Raw genomic sequence first — 26,988 nt, 5'->3', positions numbered from 1 at the left:
CCTACATTTAAGGAATTGATCAATGGCGCGTCTAGCCCTGCTGAGTGTATCTAACAAAACTGGTTTAACTGACTTAGCCCGTAGCTTGGTTGAAGAATTTGAATTTGATTTAATCAGCAGTGGGGGAACAGCCCAAGCTCTCAAAGATGCGGGGCTACCAGTTACGAAAGTTGCTGACTACACGGGTTCTCCAGAAATTTTAGGTGGTCGAGTCAAAACCCTACATCCGCGAATTCATGGCGGAATTTTGGCGCGGCGAGATGTTCCTCAAGATATTACAGATTTAGAAAATAACCAAATTCGCCCGATTGATTTAGTGGTGGTGAATCTATATCCTTTTGAGGAAACGATCGCTAAACCAGGGGTGACATTATCCCAAGCGGTTGAGCAAATTGATATCGGTGGCCCTGCTATGCTAAGGGCATCATCGAAAAACTTCGCCCATCTTGCTGTATTATGCGATCCAGCACAGTATGACGAGTATTTGGAGGAATTGCGGCAAAATAAGGGCGTAGCATCCCTAGAGTTTCGCCAAAAGGCAGCATTAAAAGGATTTTCGCACACTGCTAGTTACGATCAAGCGATCGCATCTTACCTTGCAGGAACACAAAACTACACCCTTAGCGGTACACAATTGCAATCTCTGCGCTACGGCGAAAACCCCCATCAAAGCGCCGCTTGGTATCAAACTGGTACTACCCCAACGGGATGGGCAGACGCGACGAAACTCCAAGGCAAAGAACTCAGTTATAATAACTTAGTTGATTTGGAAGCCGCACGCCAAATTATTGCTGAGTTCACCGATACCCCAGCAGCTACAATTATCAAACACACAAATCCGTGTGGTACAGCACTAGGCAAGACGATTGTGGAAGCATACCAAAAGGCTTTTAATGCTGATGCTGTTTCTGCCTTTGGTGGAATTGTCGCCCTGAACCGTCCGATTGATGCTGATACAGCAAGCGAGTTAACCAAAACATTTTTAGAATGTGTGGTTGCACCAAGTTGTGATGCGGATGCTCAAGAAATTGTGGCTGCTAAATCGAAAGTACGGGTTTTAACTCTAGCAGATTTAAGCAGTGGCCCCAAGGAAACAGTAAAAACGATCGCCGGTGGCTTCCTGATCCAAGCTGCTGATGATGCGATCGCTGATACTAGTCAATGGCAAGTTGTCACCGAACGTCAACCCACCGCTAGTGAGTTAGCAGAATTGCTATTTGCTTGGAAAGTATGCAAACATATTAAATCGAATGCAATTGTTATAAGTGGCGATCGCACTACTCTGGGTGTGGGTGCTGGTCAGATGAACCGCGTCGGCTCAGTGAAAATTGCCTTGGAAAAAGCTGGAGACAAAGCCAAAGGCGCAACTCTAGCTAGCGATGGATTCTTCCCCTTCGATGATTCAGTCAAAACAGCAGCAGCAGCAGGAATTACTGCCATTGTTCAACCAGGGGGAAGTTTGCGGGATAAAGATTCCATCAAAGCTGCTAACGAACTGGGTTTAGTGATGGTGTTTACATCAATGCGTCACTTTTTACACTAAGTTATTGGCTGTAAGATGTGCAGTTGGCAAAGTGTCACTCAATATACTTGCTCTTTAATTAAATCAGTGATATCTTACAGTTGTGTGTGAGGAGCAAGTTAAGAAATAAAAAGCGTTTGGGGTGGAAACACGGCAACACTCCCAGACGCTTTTTAATTTGCTACTAAAAATAAGATTATTTGTACAGTTTTGAAAGTGTCACTCAATATACTTGCTCTTTAAATAAATCGGTGATATTCTACAGTTGTGTGTGAGGAGCAAGTTAAGAATAAAAAGCGCCTGGGGTGGAAACACGGCAACACTCCCAAGCGCTTTTTAATTTATTACTAGAAATTAGATTATTTGTATGTACACTTTTGAAAGTGTCACTTATATATACTCACTTTTGAGTGAACAAGTGTTACTTTATATTTGTGTGAGGAGCAAGTTGAGAACAAAAAGCGTCTGGGGTGGAAACACGGCAACACTCCCAGACGCTTTTTGATTGGTATGTAGAAAACTTCCTTGCAGATTCGCTAGAATTTTTTGGATAATTAGCTGCGGTTCAAAATCGAAAATTCAGGTGCAAATTAACCGACTGACAGCATGGTATCTTAAAGAAACCCCAGCTCTGAAGATTCAAAGCTGAACCCTCAGACAATAATGGAGTGGGTACATCGTTACAATCAAGCAGGTACAGAGACACTAGTTTACCAACATAGCGGCGAGCATCCCCCCTTTATCTATAGAGATATAACAGGCAGTAGCTGAGGTTTATTGCCATAATCCATTAGTCTAGTTATCATAATAATACGTACGCTAAGCAATTTCTGAAATGGTTTCTACATCCGATCATTCCCAAACTGTGGAGTCATGGCAGCAAGTTCTAGCACCATACAGTATGGGCTATAGAATTAAATTGTTATCACAGTTGCTTAGTCGCAAGTTTACTGAGAAGCTAGAACCGTTTGGACTGACGCCATTTCACTGGTTAGTATTATGCTGTTTGTGGCAAGAAGATGGATTACCAACTTCTTGTATTGGGGATAAACTTAAACAGGTGGGAGGGACTTTAACTGGTGTACTAGACCGCATGGAAGAACGCAGCTTAGTGCGTCGAGAACGCGACCTTCACGATCGCCGCATTTGGCGGATATGGCTAACGGATGCAGGCAAGGAACTAGAAAAGGTTTTACCCCCAATTTCGGTAGAATTGCGTGATCAAGCAATGCAGGGTATTTCCTTGGCTGATCGTGAACTGTTTTCGCAACTCTTGAATCAGGCGATCGCTAACCTCTTTTAAAAGCATTCCACAATCACCCGACCGGAGGAAGCGCTATTAGGGTTTATTATGAAAAAATATTACGCATACTAAGGAAACGTCTAAGAAAATTTCTTGATTAAATATTACGTATTCTAAATAACCATCAATCAAACAAGTGAGTTAACAGTCATGGGCGCTACTAATTTAAACGGACGCAACAAAAACAAAATTGCAATTTTAGAAAAACAAATGATTACTAATTCAGAGACTTTAGCAGATGAGACATCTACAAGCGCACAAGCAACCGTTGTAATTCGTGAAGCCCCTGCAACCGAGGTAAATCCCCAGCCAGAGGTGAGGAAAGAGGTTAAACCAAAAAGTAAAAAACCCATCGCTTTGATTTTGGCAGGATTAGGAGTGGGTGCGATCGCCGCAGGAACTTTTGGTTATCACTACTGGCAATACGCCTCTACCCACCAGCAAACAGACAACGCCACCGTTGCAGGACACATTCACCAAGTTAGTAGTAAGATTCCGGGAACCGTCAATCAAGTGCTGGTGAATGATAACCAACTAGTGCAACCAGGACAATTGTTAGTAAAGCTTGATCCACAAGACTATCAAAGTAAGGTGCAGCAAGCAGAAGCCGCCTTACAGAATGCCCGTAGTCAAGCCCAAGCCGCAGAAGCGAATATTGCCTTAACTGCACAAACAACCACTGGTAAGACAGCTCAGGCGCAGGGGGATGTCAGCAGTGCTGTAGCAGCGATTTCTACCGCACGAGCAGCAGTACAGGAAGCACAAGCAGGGATACCAGCAGCACAAGCTGAAGTTAAGTTAGCCCAAGCTGGAATTCCCACCGCTCAAGCGCAAGTAGCTCAGGCAAATGCCAATTTAGAAAAAGCGCAAGCTGACTATAACCGTTACAACAGCCTATTTAAAGAAGGTGCAATTCCTAGCCAGCAGTTGGACACAGCTAGGGCAGGTTATGATGTAGCCGTAGCGCAAAAAAGCGCCGCTGTTCAGGGAGTAGAACAAGCACAAGCCAGGTTAGCTTCAGTGAGAGTTGGTGTAGCTAAAGCGCAGTCTCAACTGGCACAAGCACAAGAAAATGTAACTGACGCCCAAGCTAAATTGGCAGCATCTAGGGGAGGATTGCAACAAGCTACTGCCGGCGGACAAGACACAACAGTAAAACGCAGTCAGTACGAAGCGGCAAAAGCAGCGATCGCCCAATCTGAAGCTTCTCTCAAGGACGCACAATTGCAATTATCTTACACCAACATTACTGCCCCTAGTGCTGGACGCGTGGGCAGAAAAAACGTGGAAGTTGGGAACCGACTACAAGTGGGAACACCGCTAATGGCGATTGTCAATAACGAGTATTGGGTAATTGCGAACTTCAAAGAAACCCAACTAGAAAAGATGCAGCCAGGACAGGAAGTAGAAATCAAGCTGGATTCTTTCCCTCATCACACCTTTGTTGGTCATGTTGATAGTATTTCGCCTGCTTCCGGCGCTCAGTTTGCCTTATTGCCACCAGATAACGCTACGGGTAACTTTACCAAAATCGTACAACGCATCCCTGTAAAAGTAGTTTTTGACCAAAAGAGCATTCAAGGCTACGAATCGCGGATTACTCCTGGGATGTCTGCGGAAGTTGCTGTAGAAGTCAAGTAATACCAAATTGCCTTCAAACAGATAAATATAATTATCTGTTAATAAAACGAAACGCAATATTTTTTTAATATGTAAGTTATGGATTTTTAATATTGCTTAAGATTTAATTACCTTTTTTCGTCTTAATTTTGAAACTGGAGCAATAATATGGCTGATGCCGGTGCAATTCGTCAGCAAGGACAAAATCCTGCTGTACCGCCAGATCATGTACCGCTGAAAACCTGGATTGGTGTATTAGCCAGTATGCTTGGCGCATTTATGGCAATTTTAGATATTCAGATTACCAACGCTTCACTGCAAGATATTCAAGCAACTTTAGGAGCAACTCTAGAAGAAGGTTCTTGGATTTCTACTGCTTATCTAGTCGCAGAAATTGTGGTAATTCCCTTAACGGGATGGTTATCACGGGTGTTTTCCCTACGGCGTTATCTATTAGTCAATACTGTACTATTTATCTTTTTTTCAGTATGCTGCGCTTGGGCATGGAATCTCAATTCCATGATTATCTTCCGTGCTTTGCAAGGCTTTGCAGGAGGTGTTTTAATCCCGACTGCTATGACGATTGTTTTAACCACTTTACCTCCATCAAAGCAAGCAATTGGATTAGCTGCCTTTGCTATTACAGCAGTTTTTGCACCATCAATTGGCCCTACATTAGGAGGTTGGTTAACAGAAAACTTCGGTTGGGAATATAGCTTTTATATAAATGTAATTCCAGGAATATTGATGCTAGCTGGCGTTTGGTATGGAATTAGGCAAGACCGACTCCAAATTAATTTGTTAAAAGAAGGCGATTGGTGGGGAATTATTTCAATGGCGATTGGATTAGGTTCCTTACAAGTTGTTTTAGAAGAAGGTAGCCGCAAAGATTGGTTTAGCTCGACATTGATTATACGTTTAAGCGTGATAGCAGCAATATTTATAACGCTATTTTTCTTTATCGAATTAACTCGTAAACAACCATTTATTAACCTGCGCCTTTTGCGTTATCGTAACTTTGGTTTAGCTAGTATTGTAAATGTGTCTTTAGGAGTAGGATTGTATGGATCAATTTATATATTACCGCTGTATCTAGCCCAAATTCAAAAATATAATGCACTGCAAATTGGTGAAGTATTAATTTGGTCGGGTATTCCTCAATTATTTATTATTCCGTTTCTACCCAAATTGATGCAACGCATTGATGTGCGCTTAATGGTTGCTGTCGGTGTAAGTTTGTTCGCTATAAGTGCATTTATGAACGCAGGAATGACTTATCAAACAGGATTAGATCAATTAAGGTGGTCTCAACTTGTGCGAGCAATGGGACAACCGCTAATTATGGTGCCGCTTACCTCTATTGCCACTACCGGTTTGAGTCCAAAAGAAGCAGGTTCAGCGAGTGGTTTATTTAATATGATGCGTAATATGGGTGGTTCTATAGGAATTGCATCTTTAGCAACTTTATTAACTAATAGAGAGCAATTTCATTCAAATAGATTAGGTGAAGCAGTATCTCTATTTAACCCAGAAACTCAACAGCGAATTGACCAAATGACACAGTATTTTGTTAGTCGAGGAGCAGATTTTAGTACAGCACAAAATCAGGCGATCGCATCCATTTCTAATCTAGTCCGTCGGGAAGCTTTTGTAATGGCTTTTAACGACTGTTTTTACTTTATTGGCATTGCTTTATTACTCAGTGGAATTGCTATTCTATTCTTCAAAAAGGTAAAAGTGGCTGGTGGCGCTGTCGCTCATTAGACTGGTTATATGAGTTAAAATGGTATCGGATCAATAATCCGGGGTACGAGAGAAAAATAACAAGGTAAGCCTATTTTGTGATATTTATTTTCTATCAAATGACCTGAGAACTACTTTCCAAAATTGCTTGCCACTCATGCTCAGAAAGAGGTTGGACAACTATTTGCATATCAAAACAATCACTAGCTGCGGTAATTAAAGCTGCAATAATCGTTTCAATATCCAAACTTTGAGGCAGTTGTACGGTGGTAAAAGATTCTGTACCAAATACTTGATCAAATAGTTCCGCGTCTGGTTGTAAACGGATGGAACCATGTTGCAAAATTGCTTCTCTACGTCGCAGTTGGGCGCTACCAATGAGTTTAGCGCCATCTGGCAAAACTAAATCTGCACCAGTAGCAGTACCAAAACAATTAGGGTTGTGGATATAGCCTCGCCCAGCTGTACCGTAATGTAATTCTACGCCGAGCGATCGCCAGCCTTGAATCAAAAACTCACAAATTTTTTCGTATACTTGGAGGCGACTACCCATTAGTCCAGATGTAATGACAGCGTAAGTTAAATCACCTTGGTGCAGTACTGCTCGTCCTCCCGTAGGACGCCGCACTAAATCCAGTTTTTTGCCTTCCCAAGTCAAATGTTGCCAATGTTCAGGATATTGACGTTGATGATAGCCGAGAGAAATGGCGGGTGGCGACCAAGTATAAAAGCGCAGAGTTGGGGGATACTTTCGGGAATAGTGCTGTTCTAGTAACCAACGGTCGATCCCCATCTGTACATTGCCAGTAGCTTCTAGTAAAGGAATTAGTCGCCAAACCTGCTTGCTATGCATCCGATGCAGCAGACTCCCATCTATGAAATACGTCTTGAAAAGTTGAGCTAGTCGCGTGCGGATTTTCGCAAAATTTAAAATTGCTTAAGCTGCACCATACTCAGATTGTAGAGCTTCATCGTTGTCATCAGCGATCGTGGCCACAATGGTAATCAACCGAGATACTTCACCAGGCGACAACTCAGCTAAGGTACGTGTTGATATGACAACTATCCGATTTTCAATAATACCGAACCGGGCTTCAAAGGTGCTAGAGCAGTTCAACTCCAATAGATATCGCAGCAACCTGGGTTCATCTTTAGCAGGTAACTGAAGCACCACCGACCAAACTGTTATAGTGTCTTCATCGCTTTTCCCAGTAAGTTGTATAAATACTTCTACACTGCCGTATTTAAACTTCCAGAGATAGCCACCCTCTGGGGTGTGGCTAACCATCGCACTGTCATCTTGTTCTAGAGAGTCGATGACATTTTCAATTATTTCTACATAGTTCATGCTTGTCGTCTCGGCGATTAAGTTATTGGTCAACTCTTCGCTAGTTAGGGATTCTTGGTAGCTTGTCATACAGATTTTTTGCTCAAAATACTCGCTCTTTTATCTACACATACTTTATAGCTTGTGGACACGCTTAGTTTTAGCTTCCTTAAGTGATAATCTGATCATCAGTCATGCAGATCGAGTGCAGGGTAAACAATAGTAAAAAATATTACCATTATTTACGTGATCATTATTTGTAAAATATTTCTGCCAAAACACTATTACAGCCTGAAGCTGGATGATTGGCGAATATAAAAGTTAACTAGATCCATTAATAAACTACCTTTGGTCTGGAACAGGGCAAAATAAAGACATAAGCGATGTCTGACGACAAGCCACTTGGTGTCTACGCCTGTATGAGTTACTGCCTTAATCCCCGTTGTTCAAAACCGGAAAATTCTCATGATGTCAAGTTTTGCCTGACTTGTGGTGTCAAGTTACTGCTTAAAGAACGCTACCGTGCCATCAAACCGATAGGACAAGGCGGTTTTGGTAGAACCTTCTTAGCTGTGGATGAGGATAAACCCTCCAAACCCCGCTGTGTAATTAAACAATTTTATCCCCAAGCCCAAGGTACTAACACGGTGCAAAAAGCCGTGGAGTTATTCACCCAAGAAGCGATACAGTTGGATGAATTGGGTAAACATCCCCAAATTCCCGAACTGCTAGCATATTTTACTCAAGATGATCGGCAGTATCTTGTACAAGAATTTATAGATGGGCAAAACTTAGCCCAAGAATTGGCACAAAAAGGTGCTTTCAGTGAAACGCAAATTCGGCAATTATTGAATGATTTATTGCCAGTGCTGCAATTTTGTCACGCCAGACAAGTCATTCACCGCGACATTAAGCCAGAAAATATTATTTTACGCCAGAGCGATCGCAAATTGGTTCTAGTAGATTTTGGTGCTTCTAAATCTGCCACCAGTACTGCTCTAAATAGAACTGGAACTAGTATAGGTAGTCCCGAATATGTCGCCCCTGAGCAAATTAGAGGTAGGGCTGTTTTTGCTAGTGATATCTACAGCTTAGGCGCGACTTGTATTAATCTATTAACTGGGCGATCGCCATTCGACTCGTATGATATCAACAACGATAAATGGGTTTGGCAGCAATACTTGCAAACTCCGCTCAACAATCAGTTGAGTCGCATTCTCGACAAGATGCTCGAAAGTATCCCGATTCGGCGTTATCAAACAGCAAATGAAGTCCTCAAAGATTTAAATCAACATTCACCAGTAGCTGCTACGCCAGGGATACCAGCAAAACCTATCAATCAATCCCCACCTTCTCCACCTCCCTTTGTCACGAAATCTCCTAGTCAAATAGACCAAGAATTAGAGGAAATAAAAACTCAATTCTTGGGTGGTGCAAAACCACAATCAAATAAAATACAATCGCCAAATCCAACACCTCAGCCTTCCAGCACCACCAAATTAGATGAAGAATTAGAGGAATTAAAAGCTAAATATCTTGGTAATAACAACTCCTAGTACCAATTTTTCATTCGTAATTCGTAATGACGCTCCTGCTGCGCTAACGTAATTCGCCCTGGGGCTACGCTAACAGCAATTAAGTAGTCAGCACTATTAAAAAAAGTGACTCTGAAACTCAGAGCCACTGGTAAATCTAAATTTTGAAGCTTTCTAAACTTTCACTATCTGCGGATGTTGAGACATGAAGGGTTACTTCTCGGATTCAGCAATAGGAACCCATTCAGTGTGGAAGCTTCCGGGCTTATCAAGACGCAGGTAAGTATGTGCGCCGAAGTAGTCGCGTTGTGCTTGAGTCAGATTTTGGGGCAAGCGATCGCGGCGATAGCTGTCAAAATAATCCAATGATGCACTAAATGCTGGCACTGGAATTCCCAATTTTGCTGCTGTCATTATCACTTCTCGCCAAGCTGTTTGTCTGTCGAGAATAGTCTGTTTAAATTCGGGAGCTAATAGCAAGTTAGGTAACGCTGGATTTTCGCTAAAAGCCTTCTTAATCTTATTCAAGAAGCCAGCGCGAATAATACAGCCACCTTTCCAAATCCGCGCCAATTCACCCAGATTCAAATTCCAGTTATATGTTTTGGAAGCTGTAGATAGCAACGCCATCCCTTGAGCGTAAGAACAGATTTTTGAGCAGTAGAGAGCATCCCGCACTTTGTTGACAAAATCCTTGATTTGTCCATCATACTTGCCATTTGGGCCTGTAAGAACTTTGGATGCTGCCACCCGTTCTTCTTTAATAGAAGATATAATCCGGGCATTCACCGCCGCTGTAATTGTCGGAATGGAAACTCCCAATTCCAACGCAGTCTGTACAGTCCAGCGTCCAGTTCCCTTTTGACCTGCTGCATCAACAATCAAATCGACTAAGGGTAGATTGGTTTCAGGGTCAATGTAGGGGAAAATATTGGACGTAATCTCAATCAAAAAAGAATTTAGTTCATCGGTGGTGTTCCATTCAGTAAACACCTCATGTAGCTGAGTATGGTCAAGTCCAGCGGCATTTTTCAGCAAGTCGTAGGCTTCAGCAATCAATTGCATATCGCCGTACTCAATGCCGTTATGTACCATCTTCACGTAGTGACCAGAACCACCAGGGCCAATATACGTGACGCAAGGGCCGTCATCGACTTGAGCAGCAATTTTGTTGAAAATTGGCGATAGATACTCGTAGGAGCTTTTGGTACCTCCAGGCATTAGAGAAGGGCCATTTAACGCCCCTTCTTCACCGCCACTGACACCCATGCCAAGATACCGAAGCCCAGCGGGTTCTAATTCCTGAGTGCGTCGTTCTGTATCTTCAAACCAAGAGTTGCCACCGTCAATAATGATATCGCCTTCATCTAGTAAGGGTCTGAGTTGAGAAATCACCGCATCTACTGGCTTACCAGCTTGCACCATCACCAGGATTTTGCGAGGACGTTCCAATGCTGCGACAAATTCTTCTAGGGTAAAGGCGGCTTTGACGTTCCGTCCTGGCGCACGCTGCGCCATAAACGCATCCGTTTTTTCTCTGGAGCGGTTATAAACTGCAATTGGGAAGCCATTACGCTCGACGTTTAGAGCAATATTCTCGCCCATTACGGCTAAACCAATCACACCAAAGCTTTGTAGTGTCATAAACTATGTTTGGCTAACTCTTGCAGATCCTTTTATCTTTAAGGGTAGTCCGAGATTTTCGCTTCTCTCCTAAAGAAGACCTTAAGAGTTGATATAAACGACAAAAATCCACAATTAACATAGATAATTAATTTTAATTTGTATCTAAATCAACAATTGACTTGCAAAATTGTTATTTATGAGACTGAGGATTGGGGGCTGGGAACTGGGGACTAGGGACTAGGAAGAAATTTAATTCATTAAAGTTAGTTTTTCTTCCTAATATCACCCAATACCCAACACCCAATACCCAATACCCAATCCCTAGTCAAAAGACGCAATAAGGAGTAACCAAATAATGCTGGCATATGTCCTAGCTTTAGTGGTCGGTCTTGGTAGTTTAGCCATTTACATGGCAGCTTTCTTTTTTCCAGAAATCCACCGTAAGAATGACTTTATCTGGAGCGGTGTAGGACTTTTTTACGCTCTAGTATTATGGGTGTTTGCACCACGCATTTCTGGAGGGTTGTTGCTGGGTCATGTGGCTAGTGTGGCTCTTTTGGTTTGGTTTGGCTGGCAAACTCTTTCATTACGTCGGCAACTAACCCCACTGCTACAACAAACCCAAGTACCGAGTTCTGAGACAGTAAAAACTAGCATTCAGGAACAGGTCAATAAGTTGTCTGTTCAGGGACGAGTTGCTCAGTTGCAACAGGGTCTTAGTAATACCTTCGGTGGCGTTAAAGGCAAGGTGCGACAGAATGCAAGTAAAAAAATACCCACTCCCAAACCTGAAGATATTACCTCTGTACTAACAGAGCAAACTGTTGTTGAGATTGTAGACAAAACTACTCCCATACCAGAACAACCAGCAGAGGACGCGGCTGCTACTACCGACACCGAAGCAAAAATCGAGAGTATACCGGAAGCGATTCCACCCAATCCCCCATCTCCTGAATTGGTGCAAGCAGCTCAAGCAGATGCTGACGTTGAGGATAAAACACCGATTCCTGTAGAAGAAATTGCTCCAGATGCGGTACTTGCTCCCCCAGCAGAAGTACCACCGGAACAAATACCACCAGATAACCAGCCTAGTTAAATTGAGTGAAACCCAACGTTAACCTAAACATGATGTTGGGTTTTACTTGTATCAGAAGCTAAAAGCTGTTTTATTTTAAAGCGATCGCACCATCGAATGGACGACTTGGGGTAAGGTCGTTGAATTTATGCGATCGCAGGGCAAACGTGCTGCTTGGATTGAGTGTGAATTTGGGAAGTTTCCTGCGATCGCACCTGATTTACGGTAAATATTTTCGAGTTTGGTTTGGACATCTAAGCTTCTTCGGAGTCTAAAACATCTGCAAAGTCTAATGTATCTTCTAAATCTGAAGTTTCTTCTTCCAAATCCAACATCATTTGTTTAGGCGAAGGCTCTAATTTCATATCACCTTTCTTAGAAACATAATTTACAAGCTTAACCCAATCTATCTGACCATTATTCATGAAATATTGCATGAACTCAAAGGTCATTTCATTAACTTTAGTTTGGTATGTAGTCTTAAATAGTTCATCTTTCTTCTTAGCTTCCTGATCAATTGGTACGATTATTTCTTGGTAGAGATTTTCATCCTCTGAAATAAAGTTCCAGAATTCCTGCCCAGCATACTTATAATAAGATTTATCTATATCTGCATCTTCTTTGAAAGGATTACGGTCTTTTCCATACATACAACCATTGACAGCAATAATTTCATCTGTCACACCTTGCTGTTTTAAAGCTTGTTTAGCTTTTTTAAAATTGTCCTTCATCCTATTTATCTGGTCAGAGTTACCCCAATAAGTTCCAGACTTAATTCCTACTACATAGTAAATTCCATTTCTCTGAAACTCTAAATCAACACTATTAAGTCTAGATTTAAAACCACCATATAATGTTTCAGATATATAGATGGCAAATTCTTCTAATAAATTGCCAAAAATAGTTTCTTCTTGAGACGAAAGAAAAGCATCTACAATACCCTTAACGAAATCTTTAGCAAATTCTATATTTTTTGCCTTAAATAGATATGGATTCTTGCGCTTGAGAATACTTTTAAGTTTAAGTTTACTCAGCTTCTCAAACCTTTTGTCATAGAAGGGAGTGAGAACATGTTGTATCAGATATTCATAATAATCTTCATAGTTTGCATTAACATTATCTTGGTCTTTAGTACTCATAGATGGTGTCAAGGTTGTAAGTTGAGTGTTGAGTTTTGCTTTCTCAATATTTGAAACAGCCAGCTCACAATATTCTTTCTGTGACTCAATACCTATATAGTTTCTACCTAACTCTTTTGCTGCTACACACGTTGTACCAGAACCGAGGAATGGGTCTAGTACTGTATCACCTTGCTCAGTAAATAATTTAATAAACCAAGATGGTAGAGATTTAGGAAATGCCGCACTATGATTTTTATTACCGCACTCTGTTGATAAATGTAGAACATTGGTTGGATAAGCCATTTTTCTTTCCAACCAATTTGATATGTTCTTACCAAAACCGCTTTCAACTTTAGAATTATCTCTTTTTTTATCAGTGTCACTCAAGTTCTTCAGCCTAGACTTAGCCCAGTCACCCATAGGAACCATAACGCTTTCCTGATACATATTAAATTTTTTTTGTTTATTGAACTGGATACAATGTTCCCAGTCATCAGGAAAATCTTCAAAATTTTGTTGTTTATTGAATTGTATACATCGTTCCCAAGAATCTCTAAAACGATTCGACCACTTACCAGGGAAGCTATTCTTTTTATGCCAAATATACTCTTCAGTCCATAACCAACCTTGATTTTGCATTTCTAAAATTAGCTTGATTACATAGTTATGCCTTTGTCCATTAACAACTTTTTCTTTAATATTAAGAATAAACGTTCCACCTGGTTTTAAAACTCTTTTTAATTCTTGAGAGATTGGTAGAAACCAAGCAACATACTTATCTGGTGTAATGCCACCATAGGTCTTCTTGCGGCTGTCAGCATAGGGAGGAGAAGTAACAATCAAGTCAACTATGCCCTCTGGCATCTGCTGCAATACTTTCAGACAATCACCAAGAATAACTTTGCTATTCCAATGTAGATTGGCTGCTTCTATCTCCCCCAAATCTGTAATTAGTTTTACCTCTGGTATCTGAACGCTTAAATCCATTTCAGGCATGGCTTGGAGTTTTAGGGAATATAATCTATTGCTAACAAATCCCCTAATGGCATTTAGGAGATTTGGCTGCTAAATATGCAAAGATTTAGTCTAGCCTAAATCTTATACATTATTAATTCTACGTTTAAGGTTTCTGAGGACAGATGCTCATTAGACTTATCGCATAAATTTTTTTACCTCACACAGAGAAAGAGTCTGAAATTAGGACTTTTGCAAGAAGTTTATTGTTATGGAAGATGCTCGGCTCTTTTTTGATACCATAAGAGATCCGAATCTTTAAACACCGATTGACGTATGAGCAAAGGAACCCTGTTTGACAAAGTTTGGGACTTACACACCGTTGCTACACTTCCTTCAGGGCTGACGCAACTATTTATCGGACTGCATCTCATTCATGAAGTCACCAGTCCACAGGCCTTTGCTATGCTACGCGAGAGGGGTCTAAAAGTACTGTTTCCAGAGCGGACTGTGGCCACAGTCGATCATATTGTGCCCACAGAAAATCAGGCACGCCCGTTTAGCGATCGCTTGGCAGAAGAAATGATCCAAGCACTTGAGCAAAATTGTCAAGAAAATAGCATAACTTTTTACAATATTGGCTCTGGCAGTCAAGGTATAGTCCACGTCATCGCTCCAGAACAGGGACTAACTCAACCAGGAATGACCATCGCTTGTGGAGATAGCCATACTTCGAGTCATGGGGCATTTGGGGCGATCGCATTTGGGATTGGTACTAGCCAAGTCAGAGACGTTTTGGCTTCCCAAACTCTCGCCCTTGCCAAACTGAAAGTCCGCAAAATTGAAGTCAACGGCACTTTGAACCCCGGTGTTTACGCCAAAGATGTCATTTTGCATATCATCCGCACACTTGGCGTCAAAGGTGGCGTGGGCTACGCTTACGAATTTGCAGGTACTACCTTTGAGCAAATGAATATGGAAGAACGGATGACAGTCTGCAATATGGCGATCGAAGGCGGTGCCCGTTGCGGCTATGTCAATCCCGATCAAGTGACTTACGATTACCTCAAGGGTAGAGACTTTGCCCCCAAAGCGACAGAATGGGATCAAGCAGTGACTTGGTGGGAATCCATCAAGAGTGATAGTGATGCTGAATACGATGATGTGGTGGTATTCGACGCTAATGATATTCCGCCGACAGTTACTTGGGGAATCACTCCCGGTCAAGGTATCGGCGTCAACCAGTTAGTGCCTCAGCCGGAAGAACTGCTTGAAGAAGACCGATTCATTGCAGAAGAAGCTTACCGCTACATGGATTTGTTACCAGGTCAACCCATTAAGGGCACTAAAGTTGATGTCTGCTTCATTGGTAGCTGCACCAACGGCAGAATTAGCGACCTGCGGGAAGCTGCCAAAATCGCCAAAGGTCGTCACGTCGCCCAGGGAATTAAAGCCTTTGTTGTTCCCGGTTCCGAACGGGTGAAGCAAGAGGCGGAAGCTGAAGGATTGGACAAAATCTTCCAGGAAGCCGGATTTGAGTGGCGTGAACCGGGATGTTCTATGTGCTTAGCCATGAACCCCGACAAACTACAGGGAAGGCAGATTAGCGCTTCTTCCTCCAACCGCAATTTTAAAGGAAGACAAGGTTCATCCTCCGGTCGCACATTGCTAATGAGTCCGGCGATGGTCGCCACTGCTGCGATTCAAGGCGAAGTTTCTGATGTGCGAGAGTTGCTGTAATTTTAAATGGGCATGGAGCATGGGGCATGGGGTATTTGTAAAAGCTAACAGGCTATGAAAGGTGAAGTTTATGGTGAGTGAAGTTAAGATGGTTTCCGGGCGCGGTGTACCTTTAGTGGGTAATGACATAGACACCGATCGCATCATTCCTGCTCGTTATTTAAAAGCCGTCACCTTTGATGGTTTGGGCGAAGGCGCATTTATCGACGATCGCAAAGCATTAAACGGTGAACATCCATTTGACCAACCACAGTATCAAGGGGCAAAAGTTTTAATAGTCAATCGAAACTTTGGCTGTGGCTCATCACGGGAACACGCACCCCAGGCGATCGCTAAATGGGGAATCCAAGCTTTGATAGGCGAAAGCTTCGCGGAAATCTTTTTCGGTAACTGCGTCGCAATGGGAATACCCTGCGTTACAGCTGATGCTGCTACTGTTAAACAAGTTCAAGAACTAGTAGCTGCCAATTCTCAAGCAGCAATCACCATAAACTTGGAAACCTTGCAAGTGCAAATTGGTGATTACACTGCCTCAGTTGCGATCGGTGAAGGTACTAGAAGCACATTCATTTCTGGGACTTGGGACGCTTGCGGTCAGTTGGTGGCTAATGTCAACCAAGTTCGCGCAAGGGCTGCCAAACTGCCCTATGTAAGTTGGGGTAACTTAGCAGCGAGTTAGCTTTTCTAGTTCCCTTCCCCCAAACGGAGAGAGGCTTTGAAACCTCCATTACCTACAAAGTAATGGGGGCTATGTGGGTTAGGTTTGTGAGGTTTTGATGTTAGCAATAATACTTTTTAAATATCCATCTTCACCAGTAACGATCGCCCACAGCACGCAAAAGAAGCAGAGCTTGGTTGAAGAAATCGAGTGCTTTATGCCCCATGCCCAATGCCCCATAATTCTGTAGAGTGCGATCGCTGTGTACTATGAAAACATAATTGGTAGATTAATACTTATGCGCTGAAGTGGACAAGGGCTGCGCGGATCGCAATGAACCACACCGCAAGCGTGGCAAATAAGTAGAGGTAGAACCGAAGCAACATTAGATTGAATGTGCAATGCACAGCACTATGCAATACGCGAAACGCAACGAAGACCCACGCGGCGTTTACATACACTGCATCCACCTGCTTCGTGATGAACAGATATAGTACGAGCGCATAAAAAATTACCGGAATCTCAAACAGGTTCTTCAGGTTATCGGATGGATTGGATACGTATGGGGGCGAGATTTGCGCTAGTGTGTTAGATACAGTAAGGTCTTGCGAGCTGATCTTTCTACTTATGATGAAACTGATACGGCGGATGTACATATACACCCAGACCAGGAGTGTCAAAAACACTGATGCGAAGAAGGGGCTAAAGATTTTATCTTGGCTCATTTTTACCTCTTAAACTTGCTCATTTTGCTGATGGATGGGCGATAAACTGCGCCATACGGAATGGACTTCCGAATTGACTGTCATGTCAAAGTGCTGTTGAGATTAAAGCTAATATAGGCTGAGTACTGCAATGCTTCTAGACCTCGATCGGGTACACTTCAGTCAACTTCACTTATGACAAGTCCCTTGAAGCTTCTTTTTGAAGCCATCAACCAAGCCTGTAGTGAGCATGATCTGCGATCGCAAGTCGTGCCCAAAATTGGTGAGTATTTTGCTGCGAAACGATGGGGAATTTTTTTCTTTGATCAACTGCCCTTAGCCGATAGCAATCTTCAGAAAATTCTGAAAATTGTACTATCCATTGAACATAATCCTGTGGCGCGTTATTTAGTGGAGCGTCATGCGCCTGTCCACGAAGCATTAGTGACATCACCAAAGGCTTGGAAAACCATTTGTCCCCGCCCCGATCATTGGCATGTGATGGCGGGGCCGATCGTCAATCGCAATCAATTAGTAGGCGTAGTGGGTTGCACCCGTGAAAAGTCAATGCCTGCCTTTGATACACCAAATCTAACCGATTTGAGTGCCATCTGTTTGCACTTATCTGTTTGGGCTGCAACAGTTGGTTCACAAGGTATTTCCGCAGGAGAATTGCAGCACCAATCTTTCAAAACCGATCGCTTAACCCCTCGTGAGTTGCAAATTGCAGAATTGGTTGCTTTAGGGCAAACTAACGCAGTAATTGGGAATCAACTTTGGATTACTGAAAATTCAGTGAAGCAAGCCTTAAAACGAATGTTCCGTAAGCTTGAGGTTTCATCTCGTGCAGAGATGGTTGCACAACTTTCAGTTACGAAATATCATTCACCACAGGCAAACCCAGATTCATTTAACTTGGTGCTAAACTCCCACCAATAACCTTTCAGGTGGTTTAGCATATTTACACTAGTAGTCTGCCAAAATAACTTTAAAAAACTTAGGCTTTTGACATCATTCTCAACTACTGAGGCGTTCGTTCTATCGCTATAGGCTAAAAGGAAATCTATCTGTTGCTCCCGCTTCAACTAAATATTCCCGAAAGGTCGAGAGGCTTTGAAACCCCCATTCCGTTGTAGGGAAGGGGGGGTAGGTTTCTGAGGTTTTGATATTAGCAATAATACTTTTCAAACATCATCTCAAACCTCCAGGAGACTCCCACAATAGCTGTATTCAGCTTGGTGGGTAGTTTACTGTGCGTTACTTCTAATCTGATTCCAAACTGTGATTACTGCTCTTAACTTCCTCGGTAAGTGCTCTTGAGAAATATCGTTGTACTGAACTGTACCCTCTTGGCTGGTGAGGGTATAGGTGATAAAATCAGCAGAACCGCTGGGTGCTGGATAACTCAGATTTTTAAATTTACTAAATTCCCTTCTCTTTAGTAATCGTTCAAACCGTTTTACCTGTTGCACAGAAATGCGGCGAACACTACGCTCAGAATCATTAGCATCACCAATTCGCACCCGAATCAAGCGCCCGTCATTGAGTAAAACAGTTTCGTAGGTTCTACCAGCTATACCTCCACTAGAGATTTCCCGAAAAACTATACCTTGGTCTAATGGTGGTGGTAACTCACTTGTGGGAATTGGCACAGGGGCCAATTTAGTTTCGCTAGCCTTTTCATTTAGTCTGATTGCGAAACCTGTTTGATTGGTGTGATACACCAAAGTTTGGTTAGCAGACGCAACAACCACCCGCCAACCTGGTACCAAAGCTTCGGTACACAATTCATCAGCATTAGCCAATTCTAAACACCCATTGTTCCAAGTTCGCTCTTGAGCTTCGGTAATAGTTAGTTGAGATATTGGCAATTGCAAACGTACAGAGGCAGCTTGCAAAACGGCGTTTTTGACAGATTGTGGTAAATTTGCTGGTAGGTTGCTAGTAGGATTCTTTGTAGAGGCTAAGCGCAAGGAACTCCCAGTTTCTGGCGAGAGGTTTGCAGAAGCAGCGGAGGCACTTTTAATTAGTGTTAATCCGCTACCAGCAGACAAAATGGCAGTCAAAAACCAAGCAGTGACAATTCGTCCTTGATTGCTGGTGTAGTTACCTTTCAAGAGATATTTCATAGTAATATAATCCAAATTTGGGATTAACCAGTAATTAGCATATATTTAGTCAAACAAGAAGGCAGGAGGTAAAGCAGCCGCAGTCTTCTCTACGAGAGGCTTTGCCAAGGCACTTTGTACAAGCCTTGTAGATGAGTAGATTGACAGTTTACTTGAGCCTAAAAAAGAAAACATCATAGTAAGCTAAAGCCTACCTCGGCGGCTTTCATCACTTACCTAAAGTATGAGAAACCTCGCCAAAGCGGCTATCTCTAAAGTGTTTTCAGCCAGCCATACTTATAAAATTTGACCTTTTTGAATTGAATCTTTGTTAACTTATCGGAGATGACTTAGGGGTTTATGCTGCTTCGCAACAAATCTACATTTATTGGCATCATTTCCATGATTCAGCAATACCCAAAAAAGTAGATATCCCAATACTGAACTAGCTAGGATTAAATTGGGATCTGTCTTCACCGGCTGATGTATAGATAGACGCAGATGTACTGATTGTTTGTTCCTTAGCCTTTACAACAAATTCAATTAATTGGTTGCTCGCTACATCAAATCTAATAGTGCTGGCCGCCCAGTCTTTGAAATCAGGTGCTAGCCAGACTAGCTTACGAAGAATTTCATCATTGATCCACAACACCAAAGGAAACCGAAACTTTTTTTGAAACTCATTTCGGATAAGATTAGTACTGGTGATTAGTTGATTAATTGCTAACACAGATTCTAAACCCCGCACCATTAAAGCTTCAGGTTGAGTATCGCCAATTTTAGTTTTGATAGTTGTATACAGCGTCTCAATCTCAGGTGTGAGCAGAATGTCTTGGATGTTTGCTGGTGAAAATTCTATTAACGAATTTAATATTTGCTGCTGAGTTTTAACACAGTTACAACATGCTAATACCAGTGAAAACTCTCCAGCCGAAACTGTCATCGCTCTTGCGAGCCGCTTGATGGCTACTGTGGTGCTGACTCTGCTGTCTTCTGAATTCCTTAAGCTGATCATTAAAAATCCTGCTTTTATTTTAAAAATAGCTGAGTAATATCCGTTACTCTACTCTGTTAACTTTTATTTAAAAATGTGATCTACATAATTTTGATGAAATTTTCTCTGTAATACTTAGCATAATCTTACGTATCGGCTAATAATCAAAGATATTGTGTATTATCTCACATTTACTATTAAGGAATAATGAGGAGATCATATCAACAAAGTATAAAAAAATTCACTCACAAGGGCATTTGTTATGGGGCATGGGGCATGGGGAATAAGCTACCAATGCCCGAAGCCTGTCGCCCCGTCGCTTTCAATGAACGAGAGGAAACAGGCAGAGGGTGAGCAGTAAAGTTATCAGTGTATCCTCTGGTTTGTTACATATAAAAGCAACTTAGTAGCAGCTTAGTGAATTTAGTTAAAATATTTACTCAGTAAAAAATTAACAACAAACATTCAGGAAGTAGGAGAAAACTTAACTAACTACCGGTCTATGTAAAGTGATCTATAAAGAGAAGACGCTTTGTGTCTGTGTGCAACTTCTGTCTAGATGTCCCAGTCATTGTTCATAATTTGATGATGTCTGTAGCTAATGATAAAAAGGTTTGTAAAGTGGTGTGCTGAGTTATATGCTTGGTGGAAGGTTCCTCAAGATATAAAGCCCAGGTTGTTTGCCGTGATTGTTGCCTTGAGCATGGTAGCTACGGTAATGCTATCGTTTCCCTTGAACGCTGAAACTATTCCTCCGCGATCGCCAGCATCTGAGTTAAGAGGCGTGTGGTTAACAAACATTGATAGTGATGTGCTGTTTTCGAGCGATCGCCTCAAGGGTTCTTTGCAACGCCTTGATGAACTCAATTTTAATACTATATACCCAGCGGTTTGGAATTGGGGGTATACATTGTATCCCAGCAAAGTTGCAGCCAAAGTAATTGGGCGATCGCTCGATCCCACACCCGGATTGCAAGGACGAGACATACTCAAGGAAATTGTCGATGTGGGACATCAAAAAGGATTAACAGTCATTCCCTGGTTTGAATTTGGCTTCATGGCACCAGCGGATTCTCTATTAGCTAAAAATCGTCCCCAATGGCTCACCAGTCGCAGCAACGGTACGCGGATTGTTAAGGAAGGGACACATAACCGCGTTTGGCTAAATCCCTTTCGCCCAGAAGTACAACAATTTATCCAAGATTTAATCATTGAAATCGTCAGAAACTACGATATCGACGGCATTCAATTTGATGACCATTTCGGCTTGCCATCAGAATTAGGATACGATGTTTACACAGTAGCACTCTACAAAAAAGAACACCGTGGTAGAGCACCCTCGAAAAACTATAAAGATCCAGAATGGGTGCGTTGGAGAGCTAACAAAATTACCAACTTTACCAAGCGGGTATTTAAAGCGATCAAAGCCACTAAAAAAGATTGTCTGGTTTCTGTTGCGCCTAATCCGCAGCGCTTTTCCTACGACTACTTTTTAGCCGACTGGCAAAAATGGGAACGTTTGGGAATTATCGAAGAACTGGTTTTGCAGATATATCGAGATGACTTGAATGTCTTTATCAGCGAATTAGAGTATCCAGAAGTGAAAGCAGCAAAAAGCCATATCCCAGTGAGTGTTGGTATTTTGGCTGGGTTGAAAAATAGATCTGTACCAATGCAACAAATTCAGACACAAGTGCAAAAAATACGCGATCGCAACTTCGCCGGGGTATCATTCTTTTTCTATGAAAGCCTCTGGAACATGAGCAAAGAAAAGCCCCAAGAGCGTCAGACTGGCTTCCAGAAAATTTTCCCCACACCAACCGCTTACCCGAATTTACTAGCAGGTTGGAAACCATAGGGAGATAGGGAAGCAGGGGAAGAGAATAATTAATGACAATTTGAGTTGTGCGTATCCATCAACCCTTAAAAACTTCAAGCGCCCAGACTCGATGAGCCTGAGCGCTTGAATATTAGGTTGCAGAGAAACTTCTGCTGGGTAGTGGAATTAAGCGGGCATCATTTGCATAGCTCTGCAAGATTCTGCACACTTGCGGCAGGCGGCAGCACATTCCATCATCATCTGATCATCGCTCATTTTTTCACAAGCCATTGCACAGCGATCGCACATTTCAGCACAAAGCATACAAGTGCGTCCCATGAACTCAGAGCCGCCCATCATCATGTTCATGCACATCATGCACATTTCAGAACAATCGCGCATCATGCTCATCATGCTCATGTCCATGTGCTTACCGCCTTTGCTCATGCAGTAAGCCATAGTTTCCATACACATTTTGTGACATTCCATGCAAGCTTTCATGCAAGTTTGCATTTCGGTAGTCATGGATTCGGTCATCATCATCATCATAGGAAATACCTCTTGATTTTTTGATGCACAGAGAGTGTCCTTAGAAGGACTACTTACAACACTAGTCCTATCTTTTTAAGGAGTCAATAGTATTTTTTATCTCAGATTTATAAGCCTACTATCCCGATATAATTACCGGAAATTAGAACTAATCTCACATACAATTAGTGCCTTTTTAACGGAAATTATTACACATTAAGGCTTACAAACTCCCCTGATGAAGTAGGGATTTTTCCAGATGGCGAGCTTTTAACCTGGAGAGCAAAATTTATGCTTATTTATTACTCAGGAATTATGTCTTATTTTTTTGATAAAGGATTGCTAAACATAATAACTTATAAACTTATATTAACTTGAAGATAGGGCATTTTCTAAATCAGCTTGTAAATCTAACAGATGCTCAATTCCGACTGAAAGACGGACTAAATTATCGTTAATTCCGCGTTTTAGCCTTTCTGCTTCTGGTAAAGAACCGTGGGTCATTTTTGCGGGATAGCAAAGCAGCGACTCTACCCCTCCTAAACTTTCAGCTAACAAAAATAACTTGAGTCGAGAAGCAAATTTTTCCACTTCAGCAAAGCCGCCTTTTAATTCCAAACTAATCATCCCCCCAAAGCCAGACATTTGCTCTTTTGCTAATTGATGTTGTTCATGACTCAGCAAACCTGGATAATAAATTCGCTCGACTTTGGGATGCTTTTCTAAAAATTTAGCTAAAAATAAAGCATTTTTTTCATGTTCACGCATTCTTACAGCTAGGGTTTTAATACCTCGCAGCACTAACCAGCTATCAAAGGGACTGGGAACTGCTCCGATCGCGTTTTGATAAAACTTCAGTTCAGTGTATAGTTGCTCGTTAGAGGTGATAACTGCGCCACCAATAATATCGCTATGTCCGCCTAGATATTTAGTTGTGCTGTGAACTACAATATCAGCGCCTAAATCTAACGGTTTTTGAAAGTAAGGACTAGCAAAGGTATTATCAACTACTAAGATAATGTTATTCTTATGGGCAATATTTGCCACTACTGCAATATCGATAATTTTTAGTAAAGGATTTGTGGGAGTTTCAATCCAAATCAACTTGGTATTAGGTTGAATAGCAGTTTCAAAATCAGCAATGTGATCAATATCTACATAGGTAGTATTTACTCCCCAATTTTTCACAACCCTTTCTAATAAACGATAAGTACCACCATACAAATCATCGCCAGCCACAATGTGGTCGCCACTTTTTAGCATACTTAATACCGTTGTTGTAGCAGCTAAACCAGAGGCGAATGCTAAGCCAAATTGACCGTTTTCAATTGAGGCTAAAGCCTCTTCTAAGGCTGTACGGGTGGGGTTTCCAGTGCGAGAGTATTCATATCCTTTATGCTTACCGATGGCATCTTGTTGGTATGTAGAAGTTAAATAAATGGGAACAATTACCGCACCTGTCTGGGGGTCTGGTTGCTGTCCTTCATGAATTGCTCTAGTTTCAAATTCCATTTTTTTATCTTACTTATTCCTGGGTTAGACTAATCCAATATCTAATTAAATCGGCTCTGGTAATTAATCCAATTGGAACACTATGTCGCGTAATAATAATTGCTGTTGTCCCCGATAGAAGCACTCGATAAGCTTCGGAAACCTCGACTTCTTCATCAAGAATCGGTAGCGGTTTACCCATAACTGCGGAAACTTCCTGATTAGAAAAATTGATCCCATCATGAAGAAATTTCATCAAAGATGCTTCATTGAGACTTCCGACTACATGGTTATTATCAATTACAGGTAACTGAGATATATTTAGCTTTTGCAGATAGCTTGTGGCTTTACTTAAAGTATCGCGGGGATTAACAGCAACAATAGAGGGAAAATCTGTTTTCTGAGCTAAAATTTCGCCAATTTTTATCGCTCTTACTGTTTTTCCTTCCCAAAAACCATTTTCCTGCATCCAAACATCAGAGTAGATTTTATTAATGTAGTTTCTTCCCGTATCTGGTAACAATACTACAATACACTTGGGCTGCGATAATCGAGCTGCATATTTTAGGGCTGCGGCTACCGCTGTACCACAGGAACCTCCCACTAATAAGCCTTCCTCTCGTGCTAGACGACGAGCCATATTAAAAGACTCTTTATCACTAACTCGAATCATTTCATCAACTATTTGGCGATTAAAAGTCTTAGGAATAAAGTCTTCACCAATTCCCTCAATTTTATAAGATTTAGGCGAGTCACCGGAAAGAATTGAACCCTCTGGATCTGCACCAACAATCACTATATTTGGGTTTTGCTCTTTGAGATATTTGGCAACTCCTGAAATGGTGCCACCTGTGCCCATACCTGCAACAAAAACATCAATTTTACCATTGCTATCTGACCAGATTTCTGGGCCTGTAGTTAAGTAATGAGCTAAAGGATTATGTGGATTTTCAAATTGATTTGGTCTATAAGCTCCTGGTATTTCTTTGGCAAGTCTTTCTGCTACACCGTTATAACTTTCTGGTGAGTCAGGTGCTACAGATGTGGGAGTAACAACTACTTCTGCACCATAAGCTTTGAGTAAGTTGATTTTATCCTGGCTCATTTTATCAGGCATTACAAAAATGCAGCGATATTTTTTGACGGCTGCAATTAATGCTAGTCCTACACCTGTATTGCCTGCGGTAGCTTCAATAATTGTGCCACCTGGTTGTAATTGACCAGTTTTTTCTGCGGCTTCAATCATGGTGAGAGCAATTCTGTCTTTAGTACTCCCGCCAGGGTTGAGATATTCTACTTTGGCGTAAATAGTATGAATGTCTTGTGTAATGCTGTTAAGCCTGACTAATGGAGTTCTACCAATTGCTTGCAAAATGTTGTCGTAAGTTGTCATAGTTTCTCCTTGTCAGTTGTGGGAGATATGTGTTTATGGATGTTTCATGTTGGATTAATGAGAGGGGTTTTGTGTCAGTTTTGGGATGTTTTTTTATTTGGAAGTACCTAAGCGTTATCTATGTTGCTGTTATCTGAGAATTTTCACCATCTTGATATATTTATAGTAGTATACTCAAATTCCAGATCTAGACGGAATGTAACCGTTAATCTATATACTAAATTATTGAGATTAATAGTCAACTATGAAGGTACTAGTCCAAAATCATCATGAAATCTCTGCACCGTCCTGATCTATATGGCTGGTCTAATTTCAATCCGGCAAGAAATATTGATTTCAATGGGATTGCCTGGATTCGTTCCGATGGCAACATCTTGATTGACCCAGTAGCCCTATCAAACCATGATTGGAATCACTTGAAATCCCTCGGTGGTGTAGTTTGGATTGTACTAACCAACTCCGAGCATGTCAGGGCGACTAAAGAAATTGCCGATCAAACCTATGCCAAGATAGCTGGCCCTGTAGGAGAAAAAGATTCTTTCCCTGTATTTTGCGATCGCTGGCTCTGTGATGGTGAAGAATTAGTACCAGGACTCAAGGTAATTGAACTCCAAGGCTCCAAAACTCCCGGTGAACTAGCTTTACTGCTGGAGGAAACAACCTTGATTACAGGAGATTTAGTGCGAGCACGCAAAGCAGGTAGCTTAACGATTTTGCCAGATGATAAACTAATGAATCGAGAAGAGGCAGTTGCTTCTGTTCGCAGGTTGGCCCAACTGAGTCAAGTCGAAGCGGTGCTAGTGGGAGATGGTTGGCCAGTCTTCCGGGATGGACACGATCGCTTAAAGGAACTTGTGTCCACACTGTGATCAGTTCGGGGCGATCGCTCTTTCCCCCCACCAAAAAAATATCTGAGTTGAATTTGTAATTACGTCAAGCGATCGCACCGCCAATCTAAATCGTCAGATATTCAGATATAGGACAGAGCGATCGCATCTCATTAGGCGGGAGTAAACTTCAGCGAAACACCGTTCATACAGTAGCGCTTACCAGTGGGTGCAGGGCCATCATCAAACACATGGCCCAGATGACCACCACAGCGACTGCAATGTACTTCAGTTCTGGTCATGAGAAACGACCTATCTACAGTAAAAGCGATCGCTCCCTCAATCGGATTAAAAAAGCTGGGCCAGCCAGTACCACTATTAAATTTAGTGTCCGATGTAAATAGTGGCAATTCACAAGCGGCACACACATAAGTGCCTTGATCATATTCCTTATCGAGTGGGCTGGTGTGAGCGCGTTCTGTGCCATGTTTACGCAACACCTGAAACTGTTCTGGCGTTAAAATTGTGCGCCACTCTTCTTCAGGTTTGGTAATTTCAAATCCACTCTTAGAAGTTGTCATTTTTTCTGAACCCCAATTGATATAGCGTGATAACAGTGCTGTGCCAACTATTGCTGCACTAGCCTCAAGAAAATAGCGTTTGTTCATATATCTATTATTTTATATTTTCACTCTCGTTGAGTACGGAAAGCCGTCACTCTACTCAAGCCTGTGGTAAGACGCTCGGTGTGACGTGCTTTTTTGCAGGATTACGCGTCTACTCAATCCAATAAATTGCCCCTAGGGAGTGGGGGAAGTTGCAGTAAGTTTTTCCCCTCTGACTCTTGACCCTTTGTGTATAACAAAACATACTGAAAAGCGGAATCCAATACAAGGATTC

The 26,988-nt window shown here is 41.9% G+C and carries 23 protein-coding genes; 11 read left to right on the top strand and 12 right to left on the bottom strand.

Annotated elements, in window-relative coordinates; all coding sequences use genetic code 11:
* The first annotated feature begins 22 nt into the window (after positions 1–22).
* From purH to IQ246_RS06435, 4 genes are all read left to right on the top strand, one after another.
* On the top strand, positions 23–1,543 hold the full coding sequence (purH, locus tag IQ246_RS06450; RefSeq protein ID WP_194001206.1) for a bifunctional phosphoribosylaminoimidazolecarboxamide formyltransferase/IMP cyclohydrolase: 1,521 nt from the start codon (positions 23–25) through the stop codon (positions 1,541–1,543).
* 814 nt (positions 1,544–2,357) lie between these two features.
* A complete protein-coding gene (locus IQ246_RS06445; RefSeq protein WP_194001204.1) occupies positions 2,358–2,825 on the top strand; it encodes a MarR family winged helix-turn-helix transcriptional regulator in 468 nt (155 codons plus the stop codon).
* A gap of 150 nt (positions 2,826–2,975) precedes the next feature.
* Positions 2,976–4,466, top strand: coding sequence for an HlyD family secretion protein (locus tag IQ246_RS06440; RefSeq protein WP_194001202.1), 1,491 nt, complete (start codon positions 2,976–2,978; stop codon positions 4,464–4,466).
* A 147-nt stretch (positions 4,467–4,613) separates the two neighbouring features.
* Entirely contained in the window at positions 4,614–6,209 is a 1,596-nt protein-coding gene (locus tag IQ246_RS06435) for a DHA2 family efflux MFS transporter permease subunit (protein WP_194001201.1), read from the top strand.
* Positions 6,210–6,303: 94 nt separating this feature from the next.
* On the opposite strand, the gene IQ246_RS06430 is transcribed toward IQ246_RS06435, so the two are convergent.
* Positions 6,304–7,041, bottom strand: coding sequence for a biotin/lipoate A/B protein ligase family protein (locus IQ246_RS06430; RefSeq protein WP_194001199.1), 738 nt, complete (start codon positions 7,039–7,041; stop codon positions 6,304–6,306).
* Positions 7,042–7,125: 84 nt separating this feature from the next.
* Positions 7,126–7,605 (bottom strand): YbjN domain-containing protein, encoded by a 480-nt coding sequence (locus tag IQ246_RS06425; RefSeq protein WP_194001197.1) that lies wholly within the window; start codon positions 7,603–7,605, stop codon positions 7,126–7,128.
* 329 nt (positions 7,606–7,934) lie between these two features.
* Here IQ246_RS06425 and IQ246_RS06420 point away from each other — a divergent pair, with 329 nt between their 5' ends.
* The gene (locus IQ246_RS06420) at positions 7,935–9,071 is read left to right on the top strand and encodes a serine/threonine-protein kinase (protein WP_194001237.1); all 1,137 of its coding nucleotides are present in this window, start codon (positions 7,935–7,937) and stop codon (positions 9,069–9,071) included.
* Positions 9,072–9,263: 192 nt separating this feature from the next.
* Here IQ246_RS06420 and gndA read toward each other — a convergent pair whose 3' ends face one another.
* A complete protein-coding gene (gene gndA, locus IQ246_RS06415) occupies positions 9,264–10,694 on the bottom strand; it encodes an NADP-dependent phosphogluconate dehydrogenase (RefSeq protein ID WP_194001195.1) in 1,431 nt (476 codons plus the stop codon).
* Between the two features lie 337 nt (positions 10,695–11,031).
* On the opposite strand from gndA, the gene IQ246_RS06410 reads away from it, so the two are divergent.
* Positions 11,032–11,772: a Ycf66 family protein gene (locus IQ246_RS06410; RefSeq protein ID WP_194001193.1), complete on the top strand. Its 741-nt coding sequence runs from the start codon at positions 11,032–11,034 to the stop codon at positions 11,770–11,772.
* A 233-nt stretch (positions 11,773–12,005) separates the two neighbouring features.
* Here IQ246_RS06410 and IQ246_RS06405 read toward each other — a convergent pair whose 3' ends face one another.
* On the bottom strand, positions 12,006–13,868 hold the full coding sequence (locus IQ246_RS06405) for a PmeII family type II restriction endonuclease (protein ID WP_208492032.1): 1,863 nt from the start codon (positions 13,866–13,868) through the stop codon (positions 12,006–12,008).
* Positions 13,869–14,162: 294 nt separating this feature from the next.
* Here IQ246_RS06405 and leuC point away from each other — a divergent pair, with 294 nt between their 5' ends.
* Positions 14,163–15,566: a 3-isopropylmalate dehydratase large subunit gene (leuC, locus tag IQ246_RS06400; protein WP_194001191.1), complete on the top strand. Its 1,404-nt coding sequence runs from the start codon at positions 14,163–14,165 to the stop codon at positions 15,564–15,566.
* 70 nt (positions 15,567–15,636) lie between these two features.
* Positions 15,637–16,245 carry a 3-isopropylmalate dehydratase small subunit gene (gene leuD / locus IQ246_RS06395; RefSeq protein ID WP_194001189.1) on the top strand — a complete coding sequence of 203 codons (609 nt, stop codon included), beginning with the start codon at positions 15,637–15,639 and terminating at the stop codon, positions 16,243–16,245.
* 78 nt (positions 16,246–16,323) lie between these two features.
* On the opposite strand, the gene IQ246_RS06390 is transcribed toward leuD, so the two are convergent.
* The gene (locus IQ246_RS06390) at positions 16,324–16,464 is read right to left on the bottom strand and encodes a hypothetical protein (protein WP_194001187.1); all 141 of its coding nucleotides are present in this window, start codon (positions 16,462–16,464) and stop codon (positions 16,324–16,326) included.
* A 56-nt stretch (positions 16,465–16,520) separates the two neighbouring features.
* Entirely contained in the window at positions 16,521–16,949 is a 429-nt protein-coding gene (locus IQ246_RS06385) for an MAPEG family protein (RefSeq protein WP_194001185.1), read from the bottom strand.
* A 174-nt stretch (positions 16,950–17,123) separates the two neighbouring features.
* On the opposite strand from IQ246_RS06385, the gene IQ246_RS06380 reads away from it, so the two are divergent.
* On the top strand, positions 17,124–17,867 hold the full coding sequence (locus tag IQ246_RS06380) for a LuxR C-terminal-related transcriptional regulator (RefSeq protein WP_194001183.1): 744 nt from the start codon (positions 17,124–17,126) through the stop codon (positions 17,865–17,867).
* Between the two features lie 308 nt (positions 17,868–18,175).
* On the opposite strand, the gene IQ246_RS06375 is transcribed toward IQ246_RS06380, so the two are convergent.
* Positions 18,176–19,057: a hypothetical protein gene (locus IQ246_RS06375; protein WP_194001181.1), complete on the bottom strand. Its 882-nt coding sequence runs from the start codon at positions 19,055–19,057 to the stop codon at positions 18,176–18,178.
* A 424-nt stretch (positions 19,058–19,481) separates the two neighbouring features.
* Positions 19,482–20,051 (bottom strand): hypothetical protein, encoded by a 570-nt coding sequence (locus tag IQ246_RS06370; protein ID WP_244141941.1) that lies wholly within the window; start codon positions 20,049–20,051, stop codon positions 19,482–19,484.
* 580 nt (positions 20,052–20,631) lie between these two features.
* On the opposite strand from IQ246_RS06370, the gene IQ246_RS06365 reads away from it, so the two are divergent.
* A complete protein-coding gene (locus IQ246_RS06365) occupies positions 20,632–21,888 on the top strand; it encodes a glycoside hydrolase family 10 protein (RefSeq protein ID WP_194001179.1) in 1,257 nt (418 codons plus the stop codon).
* Positions 21,889–22,035: 147 nt separating this feature from the next.
* Here IQ246_RS06365 and IQ246_RS06360 read toward each other — a convergent pair whose 3' ends face one another.
* From IQ246_RS06360 to IQ246_RS06350, 3 genes are all read right to left on the bottom strand, one after another.
* Positions 22,036–22,398: a four-helix bundle copper-binding protein gene (locus IQ246_RS06360; protein ID WP_194001176.1), complete on the bottom strand. Its 363-nt coding sequence runs from the start codon at positions 22,396–22,398 to the stop codon at positions 22,036–22,038.
* A gap of 348 nt (positions 22,399–22,746) precedes the next feature.
* Positions 22,747–23,889, bottom strand: coding sequence for a cystathionine gamma-synthase (locus IQ246_RS06355; RefSeq protein WP_194001174.1), 1,143 nt, complete (start codon positions 23,887–23,889; stop codon positions 22,747–22,749).
* 13 nt (positions 23,890–23,902) lie between these two features.
* Positions 23,903–25,261: a cystathionine beta-synthase gene (locus IQ246_RS06350; RefSeq protein ID WP_194001172.1), complete on the bottom strand. Its 1,359-nt coding sequence runs from the start codon at positions 25,259–25,261 to the stop codon at positions 23,903–23,905.
* A gap of 269 nt (positions 25,262–25,530) precedes the next feature.
* On the opposite strand from IQ246_RS06350, the gene IQ246_RS06345 reads away from it, so the two are divergent.
* Positions 25,531–26,130, top strand: coding sequence for an MBL fold metallo-hydrolase (locus tag IQ246_RS06345; RefSeq protein WP_194001170.1), 600 nt, complete (start codon positions 25,531–25,533; stop codon positions 26,128–26,130).
* A 131-nt stretch (positions 26,131–26,261) separates the two neighbouring features.
* On the opposite strand, the gene msrB is transcribed toward IQ246_RS06345, so the two are convergent.
* Positions 26,262–26,756, bottom strand: a complete 495-nt coding sequence (gene msrB / locus IQ246_RS06340; RefSeq protein WP_194001168.1) for a peptide-methionine (R)-S-oxide reductase MsrB — start codon at positions 26,754–26,756, stop codon at positions 26,262–26,264.
* Positions 26,757–26,988 lie beyond the last annotated feature (232 nt).

Source organism: aff. Roholtiella sp. LEGE 12411, from assembly GCF_015206995.1.
GTDB lineage: Bacteria > Cyanobacteriota > Cyanobacteriia > Cyanobacteriales > Nostocaceae > Komarekiella.
The sequence above is the reverse complement of the archived record's forward strand: the minus strand, read 5'-3'. Positions and strand labels throughout refer to the sequence as shown.

Bases quoted from the DNA above. Each gene is read 5' to 3' on its own strand.
- IQ246_RS06345 (WP_194001170.1), top strand. From the start codon at position 25,531: ATGAAATCTCTGCACCGTCCTGATCTATATGGCTGGTCTAATTTCAAT.
- IQ246_RS06360 (WP_194001176.1), bottom strand. From the start codon at position 22,398: ATGATGATGATGATGACCGAATCCATGACTACCGAAATGCAAACTTGC.
- IQ246_RS06385 (WP_194001185.1), bottom strand. From the start codon at position 16,949: ATGAGCCAAGATAAAATCTTTAGCCCCTTCTTCGCATCAGTGTTTTTG.
- IQ246_RS06380 (WP_194001183.1), top strand. From the start codon at position 17,124: ATGACAAGTCCCTTGAAGCTTCTTTTTGAAGCCATCAACCAAGCCTGT.
- IQ246_RS06370 (WP_244141941.1), bottom strand. From the start codon at position 20,051: ATGATCAGCTTAAGGAATTCAGAAGACAGCAGAGTCAGCACCACAGTA.
- IQ246_RS06445 (WP_194001204.1), top strand. From the start codon at position 2,358: ATGGTTTCTACATCCGATCATTCCCAAACTGTGGAGTCATGGCAGCAA.
- IQ246_RS06355 (WP_194001174.1), bottom strand. From the start codon at position 23,889: ATGGAATTTGAAACTAGAGCAATTCATGAAGGACAGCAACCAGACCCC.
- purH (WP_194001206.1), top strand. From the start codon at position 23: ATGGCGCGTCTAGCCCTGCTGAGTGTATCTAACAAAACTGGTTTAACT.
- IQ246_RS06435 (WP_194001201.1), top strand. From the start codon at position 4,614: ATGGCTGATGCCGGTGCAATTCGTCAGCAAGGACAAAATCCTGCTGTA.
- IQ246_RS06425 (WP_194001197.1), bottom strand. From the start codon at position 7,605: ATGACAAGCTACCAAGAATCCCTAACTAGCGAAGAGTTGACCAATAAC.
- IQ246_RS06410 (WP_194001193.1), top strand. From the start codon at position 11,032: ATGCTGGCATATGTCCTAGCTTTAGTGGTCGGTCTTGGTAGTTTAGCC.
- IQ246_RS06420 (WP_194001237.1), top strand. From the start codon at position 7,935: ATGAGTTACTGCCTTAATCCCCGTTGTTCAAAACCGGAAAATTCTCAT.
- msrB (WP_194001168.1), bottom strand. From the start codon at position 26,756: ATGAACAAACGCTATTTTCTTGAGGCTAGTGCAGCAATAGTTGGCACA.
- IQ246_RS06440 (WP_194001202.1), top strand. From the start codon at position 2,976: ATGGGCGCTACTAATTTAAACGGACGCAACAAAAACAAAATTGCAATT.
- IQ246_RS06350 (WP_194001172.1), bottom strand. From the start codon at position 25,261: ATGACAACTTACGACAACATTTTGCAAGCAATTGGTAGAACTCCATTA.
- IQ246_RS06390 (WP_194001187.1), bottom strand. From the start codon at position 16,464: ATGGGGCATTGGGCATGGGGCATAAAGCACTCGATTTCTTCAACCAAG.
- leuC (WP_194001191.1), top strand. From the start codon at position 14,163: ATGAGCAAAGGAACCCTGTTTGACAAAGTTTGGGACTTACACACCGTT.
- gndA (WP_194001195.1), bottom strand. From the start codon at position 10,694: ATGACACTACAAAGCTTTGGTGTGATTGGTTTAGCCGTAATGGGCGAG.
- leuD (WP_194001189.1), top strand. From the start codon at position 15,637: ATGGTGAGTGAAGTTAAGATGGTTTCCGGGCGCGGTGTACCTTTAGTG.
- IQ246_RS06375 (WP_194001181.1), bottom strand. From the start codon at position 19,057: ATGAAATATCTCTTGAAAGGTAACTACACCAGCAATCAAGGACGAATT.
- IQ246_RS06430 (WP_194001199.1), bottom strand. From the start codon at position 7,041: ATGCATAGCAAGCAGGTTTGGCGACTAATTCCTTTACTAGAAGCTACT.
- IQ246_RS06365 (WP_194001179.1), top strand. From the start codon at position 20,632: ATGATAAAAAGGTTTGTAAAGTGGTGTGCTGAGTTATATGCTTGGTGG.
- IQ246_RS06405 (WP_208492032.1), bottom strand. From the start codon at position 13,868: ATGCCTGAAATGGATTTAAGCGTTCAGATACCAGAGGTAAAACTAATT.